Raw genomic sequence first — 18,115 nt, forward strand, 5'->3', positions numbered from 1 at the left:
GGGCGGTACTCTGTCGAGGTTTTTTTCCTCGACTGTCGTGAACCGCCCAAATGCTCAAATTGACCCTCCTGATCCAGCGCATCCTCGAACTGATGAAGCGCTACCCCGGGGTCATTGCGCTCGGTGGTTTCATCTCCGGGGTCGGCAGTTTCATTCTGGTCGACCGGCAACAGGGGCTGGCGAGCTGGATCACCACGATCATGCTGCTGAGCTGGATCTGGCTGATGCTGGAAAACAGCCTGACCGAGCTGTTCACGCGGGTCTTCAAACGGGAAATCCCTCAGCCGCTGCTGCGTTACGCGACGCAGATGATCCATCAGGAAAGCCTGTTTTTCGTACTGCCGTTCTTCTTCATCACCACCACCTGGAACAGCGGCCAACTGGTGTTCACCGGTCTGCTGTGCATCGCCGCGCTGATCTCGATCGTCGATCCGCTCTACTACAAATGGCTGGCGCCCCGGCGCTGGGCGTTCCTCGCGCTGCACACCCTGACCCTGTTCGCCGCCCTGCTCACCGCCTTGCCGGTGATCATGCACCTGACCACGTCGCAGAGCTTCAAATGGGCGCTGGGGATCGCCGTGGTGCTGTCGTTTCCAAGCCTGGCGTCGATCTTTCCGATCCGCACCGTACGCAATGCGCTGGCGATCCTCAGCATCACCATCGGTATCGGCGGCGTCGGTTGGGTCCTGCGTTCGTGGGTGCCGCCGGCAACGCTGTGGATGACTGACGTTGCGATCAGCACCCAGTTGCAGGATCGCACCCCCGGCGCCAGCCTCGAACAAGTCAGCGCCGAGCAGATCCGTGGCGGCGGGCTCTACGCCTACACCGCGATCAACGCACCACGCGGGCTCGATGAGCGGATCTATCACGTGTGGCAGTTCAACGGCAAAGAGGTCGACCGGATCGCCCTCGACATCCACGGCGGGCGCAAGGAAGGCTACCGGGCGTGGACCCACAAGCAGGTTTTCCCTGGCAACCCGGTCGGTGACTGGCAGGTGCGAGTGCTGACCGAAGACGGCCAGGTGATCGGCGTTCTGCGTTTCGAAGTCACGGACAGCACACCGACCAAAGAAAAGTAATCCGGTTCGTGCTATTACGTAGGTTCGCGAATTTAGCCGAACAAGCACGGAGCTTATGACCAGCAGCTCGATGACCGGTAATGCCCGACTGGACACCTCGATCACCCCTGCCCGCCTGCGGGTCACCGGGGACTGGACGCTTGCTCATTACGCCGAGCTCAAGCACCTGAGCGAAACGCTCCGCGGTCAGTACGACGCCAGCACTCCCATCGACCTCAACGGCCTCGGCGCCCTCGACACCGCCGGCGCTTCGCTGCTGGTGGAGCTGCTCGGCTCCGAGCGACTGGGCAAATCCGCCGAACACCCCGATTGCACGATTTCCACTGCCGACCGCGCGTTGCTGCAAACCGTGTATCGCTCGCTGACCGATTTCTGCGTACCGATCAAGGAACCGGAAATCAGCGTCAGCGTGCAGCTGCTGACGCGTATCGGCCGGGCTGTCGATACGGTCTGGCAAGACACCCTGCAACTGCTCGGCTTCGTCGGCCTGATCCTCGAAACCATCGCCCGCAGCCTGTTCCGGCCCAAGCGCTGGCGGATCACGCCGATGATCGCGCACATCGAACAGACCGGCCTCGACGCCGCGCCCATCGTGGCGCTGCTGACCTTTCTGGTCGGCGCCGTGGTGGCGTTCCTTGGGGCGACGGTGCTGGCCAGTTTCGGCGCCAGCGTGTTTACCGTGGATCTGGTGGGTTTCGCCTTCCTGCGCGAATTCGGTGTGTTGCTCACGGCGATCCTGATGGCCGGCCGCACCGCCAGTGCCTTTACCGCACAGATCGGCTCGATGAAGGCCAACGAGGAAATCGACGCCATTCGCACCCTCGGCCTCGACCCCATGGAGTTGTTGGTGGTGCCGCGCGTGCTGGCCTTGCTGGTGGCGCTGCCGATGCTGACCTTTCTGGCGATGATCTGCGGGATCATCGGTGGCGCCGTGGTCTGCGCGGTGTCGCTGGATATCTCGCCGGCGATGTTCCTGTCGCTGCTGCAAAGCGACATAGGGATTCAACATTTCCTGGTTGGCCTGGTCAAAGCTCCGATCTTCGCGTTCCTGATCGCCGCCATCGGTTGTCTGGAAGGCTTCAAGGTCAGCGGCAGCGCCGAATCGGTCGGCGCCCACACCACCTCCAGCGTGGTGCAATCGATCTTTGTGGTGATCGTGCTCGATGCGGTCGCCGCAATGTTCTTCATGGAGATGGGCTGGTGAGTCGTCTACCCCGCATGCCGTCCGAGGCGGTGATCGAAGTCCGTGGCCTGTGCAATCGCTTCGGCAGCCAGAGCGTGCACGAGAACCTCGACCTGGACTTGTACAAAGGCGAGATTCTGGCCGTGGTCGGTGGTTCCGGCAGCGGTAAATCGGTGTTGCTGCGCAGCATCGTCGGCTTGCGCCGGCCCAGCGAAGGCAACGTGAAAGTGTTTGGTCAGAACCTGCCGAGCCTTTCCGAGCACGAGCGGTCGTTGGTCGAAAGGCGTTTTGGCGTGCTGTTCCAGAAAGGCGCGCTGTTCTCCTCGCTGACGGTCACCGAGAACGTCGCCCTGCCCCTGATCGAACACGCCGGCCTGAGCCGCGAAGACGCCGAGCATCTGGCGGCGGTGAAACTGGCGCTGGCCGGGTTGCCGCTGTCGGCGGCGGACAAATACCCATCGTCGCTGTCCGGCGGCATGATCAAGCGGGCGGCGCTGGCCCGGGCGCTGGCGCTGGACCCGGACATCCTGTTTCTCGACGAACCCACCGCCGGCCTCGATCCGATTGGCGCGGCGCAGTTCGATCAATTGATCCTGACCCTGCGCGATGCGCTGGGCTTGAGCGTGTTTCTGGTGACCCACGACCTCGACACGCTCTACACCATCACCGACCGGGTGGCGGTGCTGGCGCAGAAGAAAGTGCTGGTGGCCGGTCCCATCGACGTGGTCTCGGAAACCGACGACGCGTGGATTCACGAATATTTCCACGGCCCTCGCGGCCGCTCGGCGCTGGACGCCGCCAAACTGCTCAACGAGGTCTGACATGGAAACCCGAGCCCATCATGTGTTGATCGGCCTGTTCACGGTGATTGTGGTGGCCGGTGCCCTGCTCTTCGGTCTGTGGCTGGCCAAGTCCAGCGTCGACACCGAGTTCAAGGATTACGAAATCGTCTTCAACGAGGCGGTCAGCGGCCTGTCCCGGGGCAGCCCGGTGCAGTACAGCGGGATCAAGGTCGGCGATGTGGTCAGTCTGCGGCTCGATCCGCAGGACCCGCGCCGGGTGCTGGCGCGGATTCGCCTCGGGGGCGACACGCCGGTCAAGGAAGACACCCTGGCCAAACTGGCGCTGGCCGGGATCACCGGCACGTCGATCATCCAGCTCAGCGGCGGCACGCCAGAGAGCCCGAAACTGCGCGGCAAGGACGGCAACCTGCCGACCATCGTCGCCTCGCCCTCGCCTATCTCGCGGCTGCTCAATGACAGCAATGACCTGATGAGCGGGGTCAGTACGCTGCTGAGCAACGCCAATCAGATGTTCTCCGCCGACAACATCGAGCGCGTGAGCAAAACCCTTGAGCACCTGGAACAGACCACCGGTTCGATCAACGATCAGCGCGGCGATCTGCGCCAGGCGATGCAGCAACTGGCAACCGTCGGCAAGCAGGCCGGCAGCATGCTCGAGCAGACCTCGCTGCTGATGCGCAACGCCAACGGCCTGCTCAACGATCAGGGCAAACAGGCTCTGGGCAGCGCCGAGCAGGCGATGAAGTCGCTGGAACAGAGCAGCGCCACCATCAACGGCTTGCTGAGCAAGAATCAGAATTCCCTCGACAGCGGCATGCAGGGCCTCAACGGCCTGGCGCCTGCAGTGCGCGAACTGCGTGAAACCCTGTCCTCGCTGCGGGCCATTTCCCAACGTCTGGAGGCCAACCCCAGCGGTTACCTGCTGGGCAGTGACAAGAACAAGGAGTTCACGCCATGAAGCTGACTCGTCTCGCCCTCCTCATCGCCGGCCTTTCGCTGATCAGCGCGTGCTCGATCCTGCCCAAGTCCGAACCGCTGGACGTCTACCGTTTGCCGGCCGCACAGGCGCCCGCCTCGGCCAGTTCGGCGGCGACTCAGCACTGGTCGCTGCGTCTGAACAAATTGCAGGCCAGCGAAGCGCTCAATCGGCCGGGCATCGCGGTGATTCCCCAGGGGGACGTGATCAGCAGCTACAAGGCCTCGCGCTGGAGCGATTCGGCACCGGTGCTGGTGCGCAATCGGCTGCTCGATGGTTTCCAGCGTGACGGTCGGGTGTCGCTGTTGAGTACCGATGACAGCAACTTCCAGGCGGACCTGGAACTGGGCGGCAGCCTGCAGGCGTTTCAGACCGAGTATCAGGGCAAACAGGCCAGCGTCGTGGTGCGGGTGGATGCGTTGCTGGTGCGCGGTTATGACCAGAAGATTCTCGCCAGCCGCCGCTTCGAAGAACGCCAGCCGCTGAATGATGTGAAAGTCCCGGCGGTGGTGGCCGGATTCGGTCAGGCCAGTGATCGGCTGACGGCGAAGGTGGTGGCGTGGGCGGTGGAACAAGGCCAGAAGGTCGTGCCGACCGCCCGGCCTTGAGTATCAGCCGAAGAACCAGTAGCAGACGCCGATAGCACCGAGCACACCCGCCAGCTCGGCCAGCAGCGCGCAACCGACGGCATGCCGGGCGCGCTGGATGCCCACCGCGCCGAAGTACACCGCCAGCACGTAGAAGGTGGTCTCGGTGCTGCCCTGAATGGTCGCCGCCACCAGCGCCGGGAAGCTGTCCACGCCCGAGGTCTTCATCGTTTCGATCAGCATCGCCCGGGCGGCGCTGCCGGAGAACGGTTTGACCATCGCGGTCGGCAGCGCATCGACGAAGCGCGTGTCCCACCCTGCCCACTGCACCAGATGACGAATGCCGTCGAGGCCGAAGTCCAGAGCGCCTGACGCGCGTAATACGCCGATCGCACAAAGCATCGCCACCAGATACGGCAGCAGGTTCTTCGCGACGTCGAAACCTTCCTTCGCACCTTCGACGAACGCTTCGTAAACCTTCACCTTGCGCAATGCACCGATCACCAGGAACAGCATGATCAGGCCGAACAGCGTCAAGTTGCCGAGGATCGATGACAGCCCCGCCAGTGCCGTGGCCGACATCGTCGCCAGCAGCGCCATGAAGCCGCCGAGGATCAGCGCGCCGGGAATCAGGTAAGCCAGTACCACCGGGTCCCAGACCCGCAGGCGCTGCATGAACGCCACCGACAGGAAGCCGACGATGGTCGAGCAACTGGTGGCCAAAAGGATCGGCAGGAACACCAGCGTCGGGTCCGGCGCGCCTTGCTGGGCGCGGTACATGAAGATCGTCACCGGCAGCAGGGTCAGGGACGAAGCGTTGAGCACCAGGAACAGGATCTGCGCGTTGCTGGCGATGGTCGAGCTGGGATTGAGCTCCTGCAGCGCCTTCATGGCCTTGAGGCCGATCGGCGTGGCGGCGTTGTCCAGGCCCAGGCCGTTGGCGGCAAAGTTCAGGGTGATCAGGCCGATGGCCGGGTGGCCGGCCGGCACTTCGGGCATCAGCCGCAGGAACAGCGGGCCCAGGGCTTTGGCCAGCCATTCGACGATCCCGGCCTTCTCGGCGATGCGCAGGAAGCCCAGCCACAGGGTCAGCGTGCCGAACAGCAGCACCATGACCTCGACCGACAGCTTGGCCATGGCAAAAATGCTTTCCACCATCGCCGCGAAGATCCCGGCGTTGCCGCCGATCAGCCATTGCCCCAGCGCCGAAACGGCTGCCACGATGAAGAAGCCAAGCCACAGGCCATTAAGCATCAGTCAAATCCCCCGGAAGATGCGGCGAATGATAGCGGGGTCGCCAGAAACGACAAACCCCGGATTTCTCCGGGGTTTGTCAGGGTGCCTTGCGGGCGGGGATCAGTTCTTGGAAACGTCACCGGCCGGCAGTTTTTCCTTGCTGCGCCAGTGCGGCAGCGAGTTCCAGTAGCGCTGGCCTTTCGCGTCGTCGTACATGCCTTCCCAACGGGCAATAACCAGTACCGCGAGGGCGTTGCCGATCACGTTCAGGGCGGTACGCGCCATGTCCATCACACGGTCGACACCGGCGATGAACGCCAGGCCTTCCAGCGGAATACCCACGCTGCCCAGAGTGGCCAGCAGTACTACGAAGGACACGCCCGGTACGCCGGCGATGCCTTTGGAGGTAACCATCAGGGTCAGGACCAGCAGCAGTTGCTGGCTGATCGACAGGTCGATGCCGTACAGCTGGGCAATGAAGATGGCGGCGATGGACTGGTACAGGGTCGAACCGTCGAGGTTGAACGAGTAACCGGTCGGCACCACGAAGCTGCAGATGGCTTTCGGTGCGCCGTAGGCTTCCATCTTCTCGATCACGCGTGGCAGCACGGTTTCCGAGGAAGCGGTGGAGTAAGCCAGGACCAGCTCATCCTTGAAGATGCGCATCAGCTTGATCACCGAGAAACCGAACATCTTGGCGATCAGGCCCAGAATCACGAAGGCGAAGAAGGCGATGGCGACGTAAACCAGGATCACCAGTTTGGCCAGCGGCAGCAGCGAGGCGAAACCGAAGTTGGCTACGGTCACCGCGATCAGAGCGAACACACCAATTGGCGCGTAGTTCATGATCATGTGGGTGACTTTGAACATGCTTTCCGAGACGCCCTGGAACATCTTCACCAGCGGCTCGCGCAGGTCCGACTGCAGGCTCGACAGACCGAGGCCGAACAGCACGGAGAAGAAGATGATCGGCAGCATTTCGCCGCGGGCCATGGCCGCGAAGATGTTCGACGGGATCAGGTTGAGGATGGTCTCGATGAACGCGTGTTCATGCTGTACTTCGGCGGCGGTCGCCTGGTACTTGGAGATATCCACAGTGCCCAGGGTGCTCATGTCGATGCCGGCACCCGGATGGAACAGGTTGGCCAGCAGCAGGCCGACAACGATGGCGATGGTGGTGACGATTTCGAAGTAGATGATGGTCTTCAGGCCGATACGCCCGAGCTTCTTGGCGTCGCCCACACCGGCGATGCCGACGATCAGGGAAGAGATGACGATCGGGATCACGATCATCTTGATCAGACGGATAAAGATATCGCCTGCCGGTTGCAGGACGTTGCTGATCCACCAGGCCTTCTCGGCACTGAAATGGTTGAGCAACGCACCGATTGCAATCCCCAATACCAGACCGATGAGGATCTGCCAGGCGAGGCTAAGCTTTGCCTTCTTCATTATCTTTACCCTTACTTGCGTTTGACTCAGGCACATGCAGGAACTGGAACGCTCTTTAGCGGAAAAGTTTGTGCATCTGCCTCCGTATAAGGTGCCCCGGGCCGCGTGTTTACGGCTCTCCGGCAGGCGAAAAAAGGCGCAACTATTCCGATGCAAGGTTGCGCCGTCTAATGCCGTAAACGCCTACCCTATGCCGAATCGGCATGAGCTTTTTTAAATGAAACTGGCGTCCCAACCGGTTCGAATACGACATTTCAGCAGGCATAAGTGCCGTGAACCGGCCATTACAGCGTAGGTTGGTTATTTTTTGAACGAGTGATTTCGACGAAAAATTTAGGAAAAAGCCTACGTTTGGAAACTAAAAGTCCGACTGGCTCAATCGACTCTTTCTCGATATACGGTCGCGACGAAACACCGCGAAACGCTTTTCGCGCGCAGTGTGAGCGATAAAAAGATGAGCAGAACGCTCTGGATCAATGTTTTGTCACTTTGAAAGCTCAGCGCAAGTCCGTCGAACCACCCCGGGTTGGCGAACTTGCGTCGCAGCTTTTACCCTGACCCGGCCCTCATCGCAGGCACTCCCTGTACCCGTAGGTCACTCCGACCCTGCAACAGTCAGAACGTCCCGGCCCCCTGGTCATGCGCCGGCCTTCCTCGGGCGGGCGCAATGGAAGGCAGCGCGTTGCTGCCCTCATGTTCAATACCAGTTCGGATCTTTCTTCAGCGTTTCCATCAACAGATCCTGCATGCCCTGATCGGGTTTGCCGAGGAAGCGGTAGGTCGCATGTCGCGTTGGCGACTTGTCGGCCGGCAGTCCTTCGGGCACATCGACCAGCATGGCGTAAGCGTGTTTCTTGTCGAAGCTGAACGCGACGATCAAGCGGTGGTTGAGGCACTTGTCCTGGGATTCGCAGAGCGGCCCGACCAGGTACTTGTCGCCGTCTTCAGTGACGGCATTCATCTGTTGGTCCGGCGTACCGGAAAGGTTCATCACCCATTCCGGCAGGCGTTCTTCCTTCTTCACCACGCCTTCCCAGGTTTCCCTGTAGTGCGGGTCCGAACTCAACAGTTCGTTGACCCGCGCCTGGCCATCATTGGCCGCCATCGCCATGGCACTGCCGCCCAGGAGCAGGGCGGCTGCCAGTGTCTTTAAAGCACTCATGGTCAACCTCGGCCGCGACGGCCAAAGAAGAACGAGGCGATGAACATCACCAGGAACACGACAAAGAGAATCTTGGCGATACCCGTGGCGGTGCCCGCGATACCACCGAAGCCCAGTACTGCAGCGATGATGGCAATGATCAGGAATGTGATTGCCCAGCTCAACATGGTGATTCTCCTTGTTTCTATTTAGGGGTGTTGCCGGTCTCGGCGCGGGGGCGCCCAGATTCGTTGATCAGAAAACCCAGCGTTCTTCGCGTGGCATGTCGCCCAAGGGTTGTGGCTGGTCGACATCCATCATCCGCATCGCGCCGTTATCCGCCTGGCTGCTGCTGACGGCGCTGAAGTGCGTTTGTGTCGCGTGCTGCATGGAAATCAATGGCTCAGCTTGCTGACTCTGTTCCCAGCGCAGGTATTGCTGGCAGGCGATCAGGGTGATCAACAGCGCAAGTGCGCCAAACAGGCCCTGCTGTAGATGCAGGGGCGAGATACGCATTTGGGCGGCACGTTGGCGAGTCATCCTGGGTTCCTCACTCTTATTCGGTTAGGGCAGTGCATATCTGCCCGGGCTGAGAGAGGTATTGCAGCCTGCATGCCAGCTTTTTTGTTTGAAAAAAATCAATAAAATCAAATAGTTAAAGATGCGTAGAAAAATCCTGACGACGCATCCTGCACGATGGGTCCGCCACGGTCGTGCGTAATGCACGATTGTTTCGTAGGAGAAATCATTCTTTTTGAATTGAGAGCAGGGTGCGGATGTCAGAAAAGGACGCAGGCAAATGCCTGAAAAACGCTGATTGTTTAAAAATTCAACAAATTCAGTGGATTAGCCGTGAGGGCAGGAGAGAGCTACCCTGCTATGACTGGAATCGATCAGAATCAACCATGCAACTTGCCCGATTTTTCCGGGACTAAACCAAGACATTCACTTATGGAGCGTAGGAAAAATGGAATCAGCCACTGAGCACCAAGGCCGCATTCTGCTGGTGGACGATGAATCCGCCATCCTGCGAACCTTCCGTTATTGCCTCGAAGACGAAGGTTATACCGTCGCCACCGCCAACAGCGCGGCCCAGGCTGACGCGCTGCTGCAGCGTCAAGTGTTCGATCTGTGCTTTCTCGATCTGCGTCTGGGCGAAGACAACGGCCTGGATGTATTGGCGCAGATGCGCATTCAGGCGCCGTGGATGCGGGTGGTGATCGTCACCGCTCATTCGGCCGTCGACACGGCGGTGGACGCGATTCAGGCGGGTGCCGCCGACTATCTGGTCAAGCCGTGCAGCCCTGACCAGTTGCGTCTGGCCACTGCCAAGCAGCTGGAAGTGCGCCAGCTCTCGGCGCGTCTGGAAGCCCTCGAAGGCGAGATCCGCAAACCCAGGGACGGTCTCGATTCCCACAGCCCGGCGATGAAAGTCGTACTGGAAACCGCGCGGCAGGTGGCGAGCACCGACGCCAATATCCTGATCCTTGGCGAGTCCGGCACCGGTAAAGGTGAACTGGCCCGGGCGATCCATGGCTGGAGCAAGCGCGAGAAGAAGTCCTGCGTCACCATCAATTGCCCGTCGCTGACCGCCGAACTGATGGAAAGCGAGCTGTTCGGCCACAGTCGTGGCGCGTTCACCGGTGCCAGTGAAAGCACGCTGGGCCGGGTTAACCAAGCCGATGGCGGTACGCTGTTTCTCGACGAGATCGGCGATTTTCCACTGACCTTGCAGCCAAAGTTGCTGCGATTCATCCAGGACAAGGAATACGAGCGGGTAGGGGATCCGGTTACCCGCCGCGCCGATGTGCGCATTCTCGCGGCCACCAACCTCAACCTTGAAGACATGGTGCGCGACGGACGCTTCCGCGAAGACCTGCTCTATCGCCTGAACGTTATCACCCTGCATTTGCCGCCGTTGCGCGAGCGCGCTGAGGACATTCTGACTCTGGCCGACCGTTTCCTTGCTCGCTTCGTGAAGGAATACGCGCGCCCGGCCCGGGGTTTCAGTGACGAGGCGCGGGAAGCGCTGCTGGGTTACCGCTGGCCCGGCAACATCCGCGAGCTGCGCAACGTGGTAGAGCGGGCGAGCATCATTTGCCCGCAGGAGCGCGTTGAGATAAGCCATCTCGGCATGGCTGAGCAGCCGGCCAACAACGCTCCACGGGTCGGCGCTGCCCTGAGCCTTGATGAACTTGAGAAAGCCCACATCGGCGCGGTACTGGCGACCGCCGGCACCCTGGACCAAGCGGCCAAAACCCTGGGGATCGACGCCTCGACCCTGTATCGCAAGCGCAAGCAGTACAACTTGTGAGCGTGCGCCGATGAAACTGGCGATGAAGTTGCGGACCCGCTTGTTCCTGAGCATTTCCGCGCTGATCACCGTGGCCTTGCTCGGGCTGATGCTCGGGCTGGTCAGCGTGATGCAAATGGCCGGGACTCAGGAGGCGTTGATCCGCAACAACTTCGTCACCCTCGATCTGGGGCTCAAGCTGCGCCAGACCCTGGGCGACCAGTTGATCATGATGCTCGCCGAGAAGCCCGATCCAGCCGCCTTCGAAGCGTCGAAACAGCATTACTTCGAGCTGCTCGACGAGGGTATCGCCCAGGAGCAGAAAGACGACGACCGTCAATACGGATTCAGTCAGGCCAAGGCCGATTACCTGAGCTTTCTTCAGGCGTTCGACGTGTCTCGCAATCCAGGCGCGGCCCTGAGTGGCGGTGGCGACTTGCGCGAGCGCTTCAATACCCTGCGCAACGGTCTGATCGCCGAGCACAAGCACGCACTGGATAACATCAACGCCGTGCAACACGCCGCCCGCGACCGGGCGCTGCTGATCGCCGGTCTGCTCGGGCTGGTGGGGCTGGCGGTGTTGATCATCGGCTTCATCACCGCTCAAGGAATTGCTCGCCGGTTCGGTGCACCGATCGAGGCACTGGCGAAAGCAGCGGACAACATCGGCCAGGGCAATTTCGAAGTGACCTTGCCGGTGTCCTCGGCCATGGAAATCAACCTGCTGACCCGGCGTTTCGGGCTGATGGCCGAAGCGCTACGCGAGCATCAGGCGACCAATGTCGATGAACTGCTGGCCGGCCAGCAACGCTTGCAGGCCGTGCTCGACAGCATCGATGACGGCTTGTTGATGATCGACCGCCAGGGGCATCTGGAACACTTGAACCCGGTGGCCCAGCGGCAACTGGGCTGGGACAGCGACCGGTTTGGCGAGGGCCTTGGCACTGCGCTTCAGCGTCCCGAACTGGATGCGCAGCTGCAACTGGTGTTGCGCGGCGGCACTCTTGAGCGCGCACCGGAAGATTTGAGCATCGAGGTCGACGGCGAGTCGCGACTGCTGACCTACAGCCTGACCCCGGTCAGCCACACCCAGGGGCATATCCTCGGCGCGGTGATGGTGCTGCATGACGTCACCGAACAGCGGGCCTTCGAGCGGGTGCGCAGCGAATTCGTGTTGCGTGCATCACACGAACTGCGCACGCCGGTGACCGGCATGCACATGGCGTTCGGGCTGTTTCGTGAGCGGGCGAAGTTTCCGGCGGAATCCCGGGAGTCCGATCTGCTCGACACCGTCAATGAAGAGATGCAGCGCTTGATGCAGCTGATCAACGATCTGCTGAATTTTTCGCGCTATCAGAGCGGCCTGCAGAAACTCGCGCTGGCGCCGTGCTCCATCGAGGATTTGCTGGCCCAGGCGCAATCGCGTTTTGCCGACTCGGCAGCGCAGAAGGGCGTTGCATTGAACATTGAGGTGCAAGGCCCGCTACCGCGTTTGCAGGCTGACCAGGCCCAACTGGATCGAGTCCTGGACAACCTCATCGACAACGCGTTGCGCCATACCGCCCGCGACGGCCTGATCCGTTTGCAGGCGCGCCGGCATGGCGAGCGGGTGATCATCAGCGTCGAGGACAATGGCGAAGGTATTGCCTATGGCCAGCAAGGGCGGATCTTCGAACCGTTCGTTCAGGTCGGGCGCAAGAAGGGCGGGGCCGGGCTCGGGCTGGCGCTGTGCAAGGAAATCGTCCAGTTGCACGGCGGGCGGATGGGTGTCTATTCGCGACCGGGGCAGGGCACGCAGTTCTACATGGCGCTGGCGGTCTAGGCCTCGTCATCCATCCGGCGGCCGGCGAGACGCCGTCCTCGGGTGATCAGCTCGATGAATTGCACGGCGCTCAAGGCGTGAGCGAACAGCCAGCCCTGGCCGAACTTCACGCCTTCGCTGCTGAGCAGCGCCGCCTGGGACTCATACTCGATCCCTTCGGCGATCACTTTCAGATCCAGTGCCTGGGCCATGTGAATGATGTGCGGCGCCACGCCGCTGCTGGCGGCGTCATGGCCGAGCGCATCGATGAACGCCTTGTCGATTTTCAGGCAATCCACCGGCAGGGTTTGCAGGTAGGCGAGGCTGCAATAGCCGGTGCCGAAATCGTCGATCAGCACCTGATGGCCGACATCGCGCAGCGCTTGCAGGTTTTCCCGGGCCACCACCACATCGATCAGGCCGCGCTCGGTCACTTCAAAGGCGATCTGCCGTGCCGCCACCCGGTGCAGCGTCAACAGCCGCGCCATGACCTGGCCGATACGCGGCACCATCACGTCGCACGCCGCCAGGTTCACCGAGATGTACAACTGCGGATTGGCCCGCAGTAATTGGCCCAGTTGTTCCAGCAGGCGCTGGAGGACGAAGTCGGTCATCTGGCGGATCTGCCCGGTGTTTTCCGCCATCGGGATAAACAGGTCGGGACTGGTCAGCGTGCCGTCCGGCCGGCGCCAGCGCAGCAAGGCTTCGGCGCCGACGCAGTTACGGCTGTCGAGGTCAAAGATCGGTTGATACAGCACCTGCAATTCGCCGCGGCGGATCGCGCCGTGCAGTTCGGCATCCAGTGATTGATGCTGACGCACCAGCCAGAACACGGTGAGCCCGACCAGCACGCCCAGCAGCAGACAGACCGGCACCATCCACCACCAAAGCTCGGGGATGTGCATGCCGGTGCGCGGGGTAATCAGCACCAACTGGTATTCCGGGTTGTCGGTGGGCATGCGATAGATCAGATGGCTCTGGGTGACTTGCAGGGCGTCCAGACTCTTTGGAGGCCATGGCTCGGTGGGCGGCCATGTCTGTGGCACGCCGAGCACGGGAATCGCCCGGCTGCCATGGTCCAGCACCACCAGCAGGCTGCTGCCGGGGGACAGGTCGACCATGTCGGTCAGGTGCCCGCGTGAGGTGGCCACGCGAAAGTTGCCGCGCCCGAGCATCAGCGCCGCGCGATTTTCATCGGGTTCGGTGGTGGTGTTCAGCCAGTAGCTGTAGGTCGGGCCCTTGATGTCGGGCGGGCGCACGACCGACAGGCCTTCCTGACGCGGGCGGTTGGAGCAGATCCGCGAGGCGTCCATATAGGCAGCTTCATAGACGAAGCGATAGTTGAAGGTCACTTGCTGCAGCGTGGCGATCATCTCGTCGTCGCAGCTGCGCAGGGGCTGGGCCTCGAGGTCGTCGAGGCTTTCACGCAACTGGCCGAACAACTGTTCCAGTCGGGCCAGGAAGCGCTCGCCCTGGGCGTTCATTTCCTGGCTTTCGCTTTGTTCGACCTGATGCACGGCCACGAACAACCCGCCGGTGATCAGCAGACTCGCACTGAGGACAGCCGCCAGCATCGCCAGAAACCAGGGGCGATAAAACCAGCTACGCAGCGTCTCTCGGGTAGCAACCATCATGGATATCCGAAGAATTACCAATGAGTTATAGCTGCTGATTGCACTTTCGCCCTGACCGTCGGGCGGGCGTCATTATTTTGTCTGATTCAGCACCAGCAGCAAGGCTGCCGTTTGCGCATCCGGGGTGCCGTCGAAGCGGGAAGGGCGGAAGTGCATCTGGAAGGCTGCGAGTACATGGCGGGTCGCCACGTCCAGCTCGCCGTTCTGCGGCGTTGCGTAGCCCAGGCGTGCCAGTTGCGCCTGGAACCAACTGATGCTCGGTAACTCGACGTCGAACCTTACTTGCTGGCGGGCTACGGCGTGTTCATCGGGCCACAAGCCAAGACCTTCGGCGGCCAGGCGCTTCCACGGGAACAACGGGCCCGGATCAAGCTTGCGCAACGGTGCGATGTCGCTGTGACCGATGATGTGGTCCGGGCTGATGCCGTTGCGTTTGCTGATGTCTTTGAGCAGCACGATCAGCGACTGCACCTGGGCTTCACTGTACGGGTACCAAATGCGTCCGGTCGGAGTGTCCTTGAAGCCAGGGTTGACGATTTCGATGCCGATCGAGCTTGAGTTGAGCCAGGTACGACCCTGCCATTCGCTTTCGCCGGCATGCCAGGCGCGCAGGTTTTCGTCCATCAGCTTGTAGATCGTGCCGTTCTTGTCGTCGCCGATCAGGTAGTGGCTGCTGACTTCACCGTGGGTCAGCAGTTGTAGCGAACGCTCGAGGGAGGCGGAGGTGTAATGCACGATCACGAACTGCGCGCGGCTGTCGTGATTGGCAGAAGGGTGGCTGGTGTCGTAGCGCGGGCCGCTGGCACAACCGGCCAGAACGAGCAGCGACGCGATGAGAGCAAGGAATTTCATGGCAGTACACGCAAGTCGATAATGCAACAGTGTAACGTACTGACTTGCGTGCGAACGGCAAAAGGGCTGATTTAAATGAAATGGAACAATTGTCTTCAGCCCAGCTCCACCCGGTTGCGGCCTGCGTTTTTGGCCCGGTACAACGCCTGATCGGCTCTTTTGAGCACCAGATCGCTGTGTTCTCCCGGCCTGAACGCCGCCAGCCCCATGGAAATAGTGATCGTGACTCGCTCACCCTTGAAGTGGAACGGGCAGGCCTCGATGGAGGCGCGCAGGGTTTCCAGCAGTTTGGCGCCGACGGCCGGCGGGGTGGCCGGCAGCAGCAGGACGAACTCCTCACCGCCGAAGCGCGCAATGAAATCGCTGCCGCGCAGGCGCTTGCGCAGCACCGTGGCGATGATCTTCAACACCTTGTCGCCGGCCAGATGCCCGTAGTTGTCGTTGATGCGTTTGAAGTGATCGAGGTCGAGCATCGCCAAACTGAGGGTGTTGCCGTGCTGCTGCCATTGGGCGATTTCGTGGTCGAGTCGCTCGCTCCAGGCGGCGCGGTTGGGCAGGCCGGTGAGCGGATCGATCAGGGCTTTCTGGCGCTGCTCTTCAAGGTGCTCGCGGTAACCAAGGGCTTCCTGTTCCATGTGCGCTACGCGCTCGGCCAGGCTTTTCAGGCGCCCAGCCACTTCCTGTTCACGGGCGTCACGCTGTTTCTGGTGCTGGTCCATCGTGCCGAGCAGGCCTTCGAGATGGTTTTCCAGTACCTGCTTGAGGTCGTTCAGATCCGCCGCTTCCTGCACGCTGTTCTGCAGGCCATCGACCTGTTCACGGATCTGCGTGTCCATCGCCCGCGCCGCGGAGCTGTTGTCGGCATGACCTTCGCTGGCGGCCTGCAGGTTGCTCTGGAACGCCTCGAGGCGTTCGTTGAGTTGTTGCAGATAGGCTTCAAACTCGTGCTGGCCGCTGTCGGTGATGGCCAGCATCAAGGTCGCCAGATCGTCGAGGATCGGTAGCAATTCGTACCAATTGAGCCCATGTTTCAGCCGATCGCGCATGGCCTCGGCTTGCGGGCGATGGCGTTCCGGCAAGGTCAGATCGTCCAGCAGGCCGATCAGCGTGTCTTCGATGTGTTTGGCCACCGAGCTGTAGGACGGTTCGGGCGAGTCCGGTAACGCGTAGAGAATGTCCTGCTCGGACTGCTCCGGATCGATGGCCGCCAATGCCTGCGCGATTGGTTCGGGCAAGGGCAGGGTGTCGAGGATGACCGGGAGCGGGTTGTCGCCGGGGTGGATCAGTTCGTCGGGGTTGAAGGCCGCCGGTATTGCTGGCGCGAAGACCGGAGGTGGCGTGAAGGCTTGCGGCTCGGGTTCTGGCTCGGCGGGTTCCGGTTCGCTGGGAGCGGTGACGACTTCTGTAATGATCCGGGCAGGCTCGAAGGCAACCACTTCCGGCTCTGCAACAGGCTCGGGTGTTGATAGTGGTGCAGGTGCTGAAGCTTGCAGTGGCGCGACCAGAGGTGCGGCGACCGGTGCTTCACTGACGGTCGCAATGGCTGCCGGTTCGACGACTGCGACAGGCGCTTCTGGCATTGGCGTGCTTTCAGGTGCAGCGGGTGGTTGCTCTGGCTGAGCGGCTGGAGAAGCCACGGCAGGCTGAGCCACAGGTGCAGGCGTTTCCTCGCTGTCGCGGCTGCCGAACAGGCGCTGCAACAGTCCCGGACGTCCCGGTTCCGCCGGAGTCTCCAGTTGGCTCAGGGCCTTGCCCTGCAAGCCGCTGAGTTCGCTGAGCAGCAGCGGCATTTCCCGCGCCTGACTGACCCGGCCATCCAGCTGCTTGGCGAATTTCTTCAGTGGCTGGGCGACTTCCCGGGGCAGGGGCAGCGATTGCAGCTGAGTCACCAGTGAGTTCAGGGCCGTGCTGACTTGATTGATCCGGGTTTCACGACGCTGTTCGGAGTCGAGCACGGCTTTTTCAAGGCGCGGCAACAGGGCGGCGAGGCCGGCATCCATGTCGTCGGTGCGCACCACGTCGCGCATTTCTTTCATGCATTGATCGACCACGCGGTCGGTGCCTTCCGCCGCCAGCGTGCTGCGCACCAGGCCGCGGCGCAGCAGGTCGAGCCGGGCGTCCCATCGACGTTCGAGCTTTTCCTGTTGTTCGATGCTTTTGAGGTATTTCTCTTTCCAGCGCTGGGCTTCGTCGCTCATTCAGGCGTTCCGCGAGGGGCAGGACTCAACGCGGGCAATGCATCGGCCGTGAGCGAACCCGGCAGACGAATCTCTACCGCGACGGGCAGGTGATCGGAAATCGGTTGTGCCAGCACTTCGACCTTTTCCAGGGTCAGGGTCGGGCTGAGCAGAATATGGTCCAGGCAGCGCTGCGGGCGCCAGCTGGGGAACGTCGCTTCGAGTTGCGGGGCCAGCAGGCCGAGGTCGCGCAAGGGCGAGTGCTGGAGCAGGTCGCTGGCATGGGTGTTCATGTCACCCATCAGGACCTGATGCTTGTAGCCGCCGATCAGTTCGCGAATGTAGGCCAGTTGCATCGTGCGTACCCGGGCGCCGAGCGCCAGGTGCATCATCACCACCACCAGCGCCTCGGGACCTTCGCCGAAACGTACCAGAATCGCCCCGCGACCTTTCGGCCCCGGCAGCGGGTGGTCTTCGATCGCCCACGGACGCAGGCGACTGAGCACGCCGTTGCTGTGCTGGGCCAGCCGGCCGAGGTTGCGATTGAGTTGTTGATACCAGTAGGGGAAGGCGCCGAGGTGGGCCAGGTGTTCGACCTGATTGACGTAGCCTGAGCGCAGGCTGCCGCCATCGGCTTCCTGCAAGGCGACCAGGTCGAAGTCGCCGAGCAGATTGCCGATCTTTTGCAGATTGCCGGAGCGCCCGGGGTGCGGCAGCAGATGCTGCCAGCTGCGGGTCAGGTAGTGCCGATAACGCTCGGTACTGATGCCGACCTGGATGTTGAAGCTGAGCAGACGCAAACGGCTGTCTGCGGGCAGGCCCGTGGATTCCAGGTGATGCTCGTTGACCTGCGGATCATGCAGGCCAACGAGACGTTCGGCTCCCCAGCGGCGCATGGCGA

16 protein-coding genes are annotated in these 18,115 nt (G+C 61.8%); 7 read left to right on the forward strand and 9 right to left on the reverse strand.

The window, feature by feature from the left end:
- Positions 1-50: 50 nt before the first annotated feature.
- The 5 genes from IF199_RS00175 to IF199_RS00195 are packed head-to-tail and all read left to right on the forward strand — an operon-like array spanning position 51 to position 4,649.
- Positions 51-1,079: a DUF5924 family protein gene (locus IF199_RS00175; protein WP_192559397.1), complete on the forward strand. Its 1,029-nt coding sequence runs from the start codon at positions 51-53 to the stop codon at positions 1,077-1,079.
- Between the two features lie 55 nt (positions 1,080-1,134).
- Positions 1,135-2,283: an ABC transporter permease gene (locus tag IF199_RS00180; protein ID WP_192559398.1), complete on the forward strand. Its 1,149-nt coding sequence runs from the start codon at positions 1,135-1,137 to the stop codon at positions 2,281-2,283.
- Positions 2,284-2,297: 14 nt separating this feature from the next.
- The gene (locus tag IF199_RS00185) at positions 2,298-3,083 is read left to right on the forward strand and encodes an ABC transporter ATP-binding protein (RefSeq protein WP_173861375.1); all 786 of its coding nucleotides are present in this window, start codon (positions 2,298-2,300) and stop codon (positions 3,081-3,083) included.
- A gap of 1 nt (position 3,084) precedes the next feature.
- Entirely contained in the window at positions 3,085-4,023 is a 939-nt protein-coding gene (locus IF199_RS00190) for an MlaD family protein (RefSeq protein ID WP_192559399.1), read from the forward strand.
- A complete protein-coding gene (locus tag IF199_RS00195; protein WP_192559400.1) occupies positions 4,020-4,649 on the forward strand; it encodes an ABC-type transport auxiliary lipoprotein family protein in 630 nt (209 codons plus the stop codon). The genes IF199_RS00190 and IF199_RS00195 overlap by 4 nt, the downstream gene beginning before the upstream one ends.
- Before the next feature lie 3 nt (positions 4,650-4,652).
- Here the strand turns inward: IF199_RS00195 and IF199_RS00200 are convergent, their stop codons facing one another.
- The 5 genes from IF199_RS00200 to IF199_RS00220 all read right to left on the reverse strand — a co-directional run bounded on the left by IF199_RS00200 (position 4,653) and on the right by IF199_RS00220 (position 8,997).
- Positions 4,653-5,882, reverse strand: a complete 1,230-nt coding sequence (locus IF199_RS00200; RefSeq protein WP_192559401.1) for a nucleoside recognition domain-containing protein — start codon at positions 5,880-5,882, stop codon at positions 4,653-4,655.
- A gap of 102 nt (positions 5,883-5,984) precedes the next feature.
- A complete protein-coding gene (gene gltP, locus IF199_RS00205) occupies positions 5,985-7,316 on the reverse strand; it encodes a glutamate/aspartate:proton symporter GltP (protein WP_011331769.1) in 1,332 nt (443 codons plus the stop codon).
- 697 nt (positions 7,317-8,013) lie between these two features.
- Positions 8,014-8,478, reverse strand: coding sequence for an inhibitor of vertebrate lysozyme family protein (locus IF199_RS00210; protein WP_096822412.1), 465 nt, complete (start codon positions 8,476-8,478; stop codon positions 8,014-8,016).
- A 2-nt stretch (positions 8,479-8,480) separates the two neighbouring features.
- Positions 8,481-8,645 carry a DUF1328 domain-containing protein gene (locus IF199_RS00215; RefSeq protein ID WP_003177151.1) on the reverse strand — a complete coding sequence of 55 codons (165 nt, stop codon included), beginning with the start codon at positions 8,643-8,645 and terminating at the stop codon, positions 8,481-8,483.
- Positions 8,646-8,712: 67 nt separating this feature from the next.
- Complete coding sequence (locus IF199_RS00220; protein WP_096822413.1) at positions 8,713-8,997, reverse strand: hypothetical protein; 285 nt, start codon at positions 8,995-8,997, stop codon at positions 8,713-8,715.
- 427 nt (positions 8,998-9,424) lie between these two features.
- On the opposite strand from IF199_RS00220, the gene algB reads away from it, so the two are divergent.
- Together algB and IF199_RS00230 are read left to right on the forward strand one after the other, a co-directional pair.
- Complete coding sequence (algB, locus tag IF199_RS00225; RefSeq protein WP_096822414.1) at positions 9,425-10,771, forward strand: sigma-54-dependent response regulator transcription factor AlgB; 1,347 nt, start codon at positions 9,425-9,427, stop codon at positions 10,769-10,771.
- Positions 10,772-10,781: 10 nt separating this feature from the next.
- Complete coding sequence (locus tag IF199_RS00230; protein ID WP_096822415.1) at positions 10,782-12,572, forward strand: KinB sensor domain-containing domain; 1,791 nt, start codon at positions 10,782-10,784, stop codon at positions 12,570-12,572.
- Here the strand turns inward: IF199_RS00230 and IF199_RS00235 are convergent.
- From IF199_RS00235 to IF199_RS00250, 4 genes are all read right to left on the reverse strand, one after another.
- Positions 12,569-14,185: an EAL domain-containing protein gene (locus IF199_RS00235; protein WP_096822416.1), complete on the reverse strand. Its 1,617-nt coding sequence runs from the start codon at positions 14,183-14,185 to the stop codon at positions 12,569-12,571. The two genes, IF199_RS00230 and IF199_RS00235, sit on opposite strands and share 4 nt — an antisense overlap.
- A 72-nt stretch (positions 14,186-14,257) precedes the next feature.
- The gene (locus tag IF199_RS00240) at positions 14,258-15,037 is read right to left on the reverse strand and encodes an N-acetylmuramoyl-L-alanine amidase (RefSeq protein ID WP_102621166.1); all 780 of its coding nucleotides are present in this window, start codon (positions 15,035-15,037) and stop codon (positions 14,258-14,260) included.
- A gap of 95 nt (positions 15,038-15,132) precedes the next feature.
- On the reverse strand, positions 15,133-17,235 hold the full coding sequence (locus IF199_RS00245; RefSeq protein WP_192559402.1) for a diguanylate cyclase: 2,103 nt from the start codon (positions 17,233-17,235) through the stop codon (positions 15,133-15,135).
- The gene (locus IF199_RS00250) at positions 17,232-18,110 is read right to left on the reverse strand and encodes an endonuclease/exonuclease/phosphatase family protein (RefSeq protein WP_096822419.1); all 879 of its coding nucleotides are present in this window, start codon (positions 18,108-18,110) and stop codon (positions 17,232-17,234) included. Before IF199_RS00250 ends, IF199_RS00245 begins: the two co-directional genes overlap by 4 nt.
- Positions 18,111-18,115: the final 5 nt, after the last annotated feature.

It is taken from the genome of Pseudomonas allokribbensis, from assembly GCF_014863605.1.
GTDB classification, from domain to species: domain Bacteria; phylum Pseudomonadota; class Gammaproteobacteria; order Pseudomonadales; family Pseudomonadaceae; genus Aquipseudomonas; species Aquipseudomonas allokribbensis.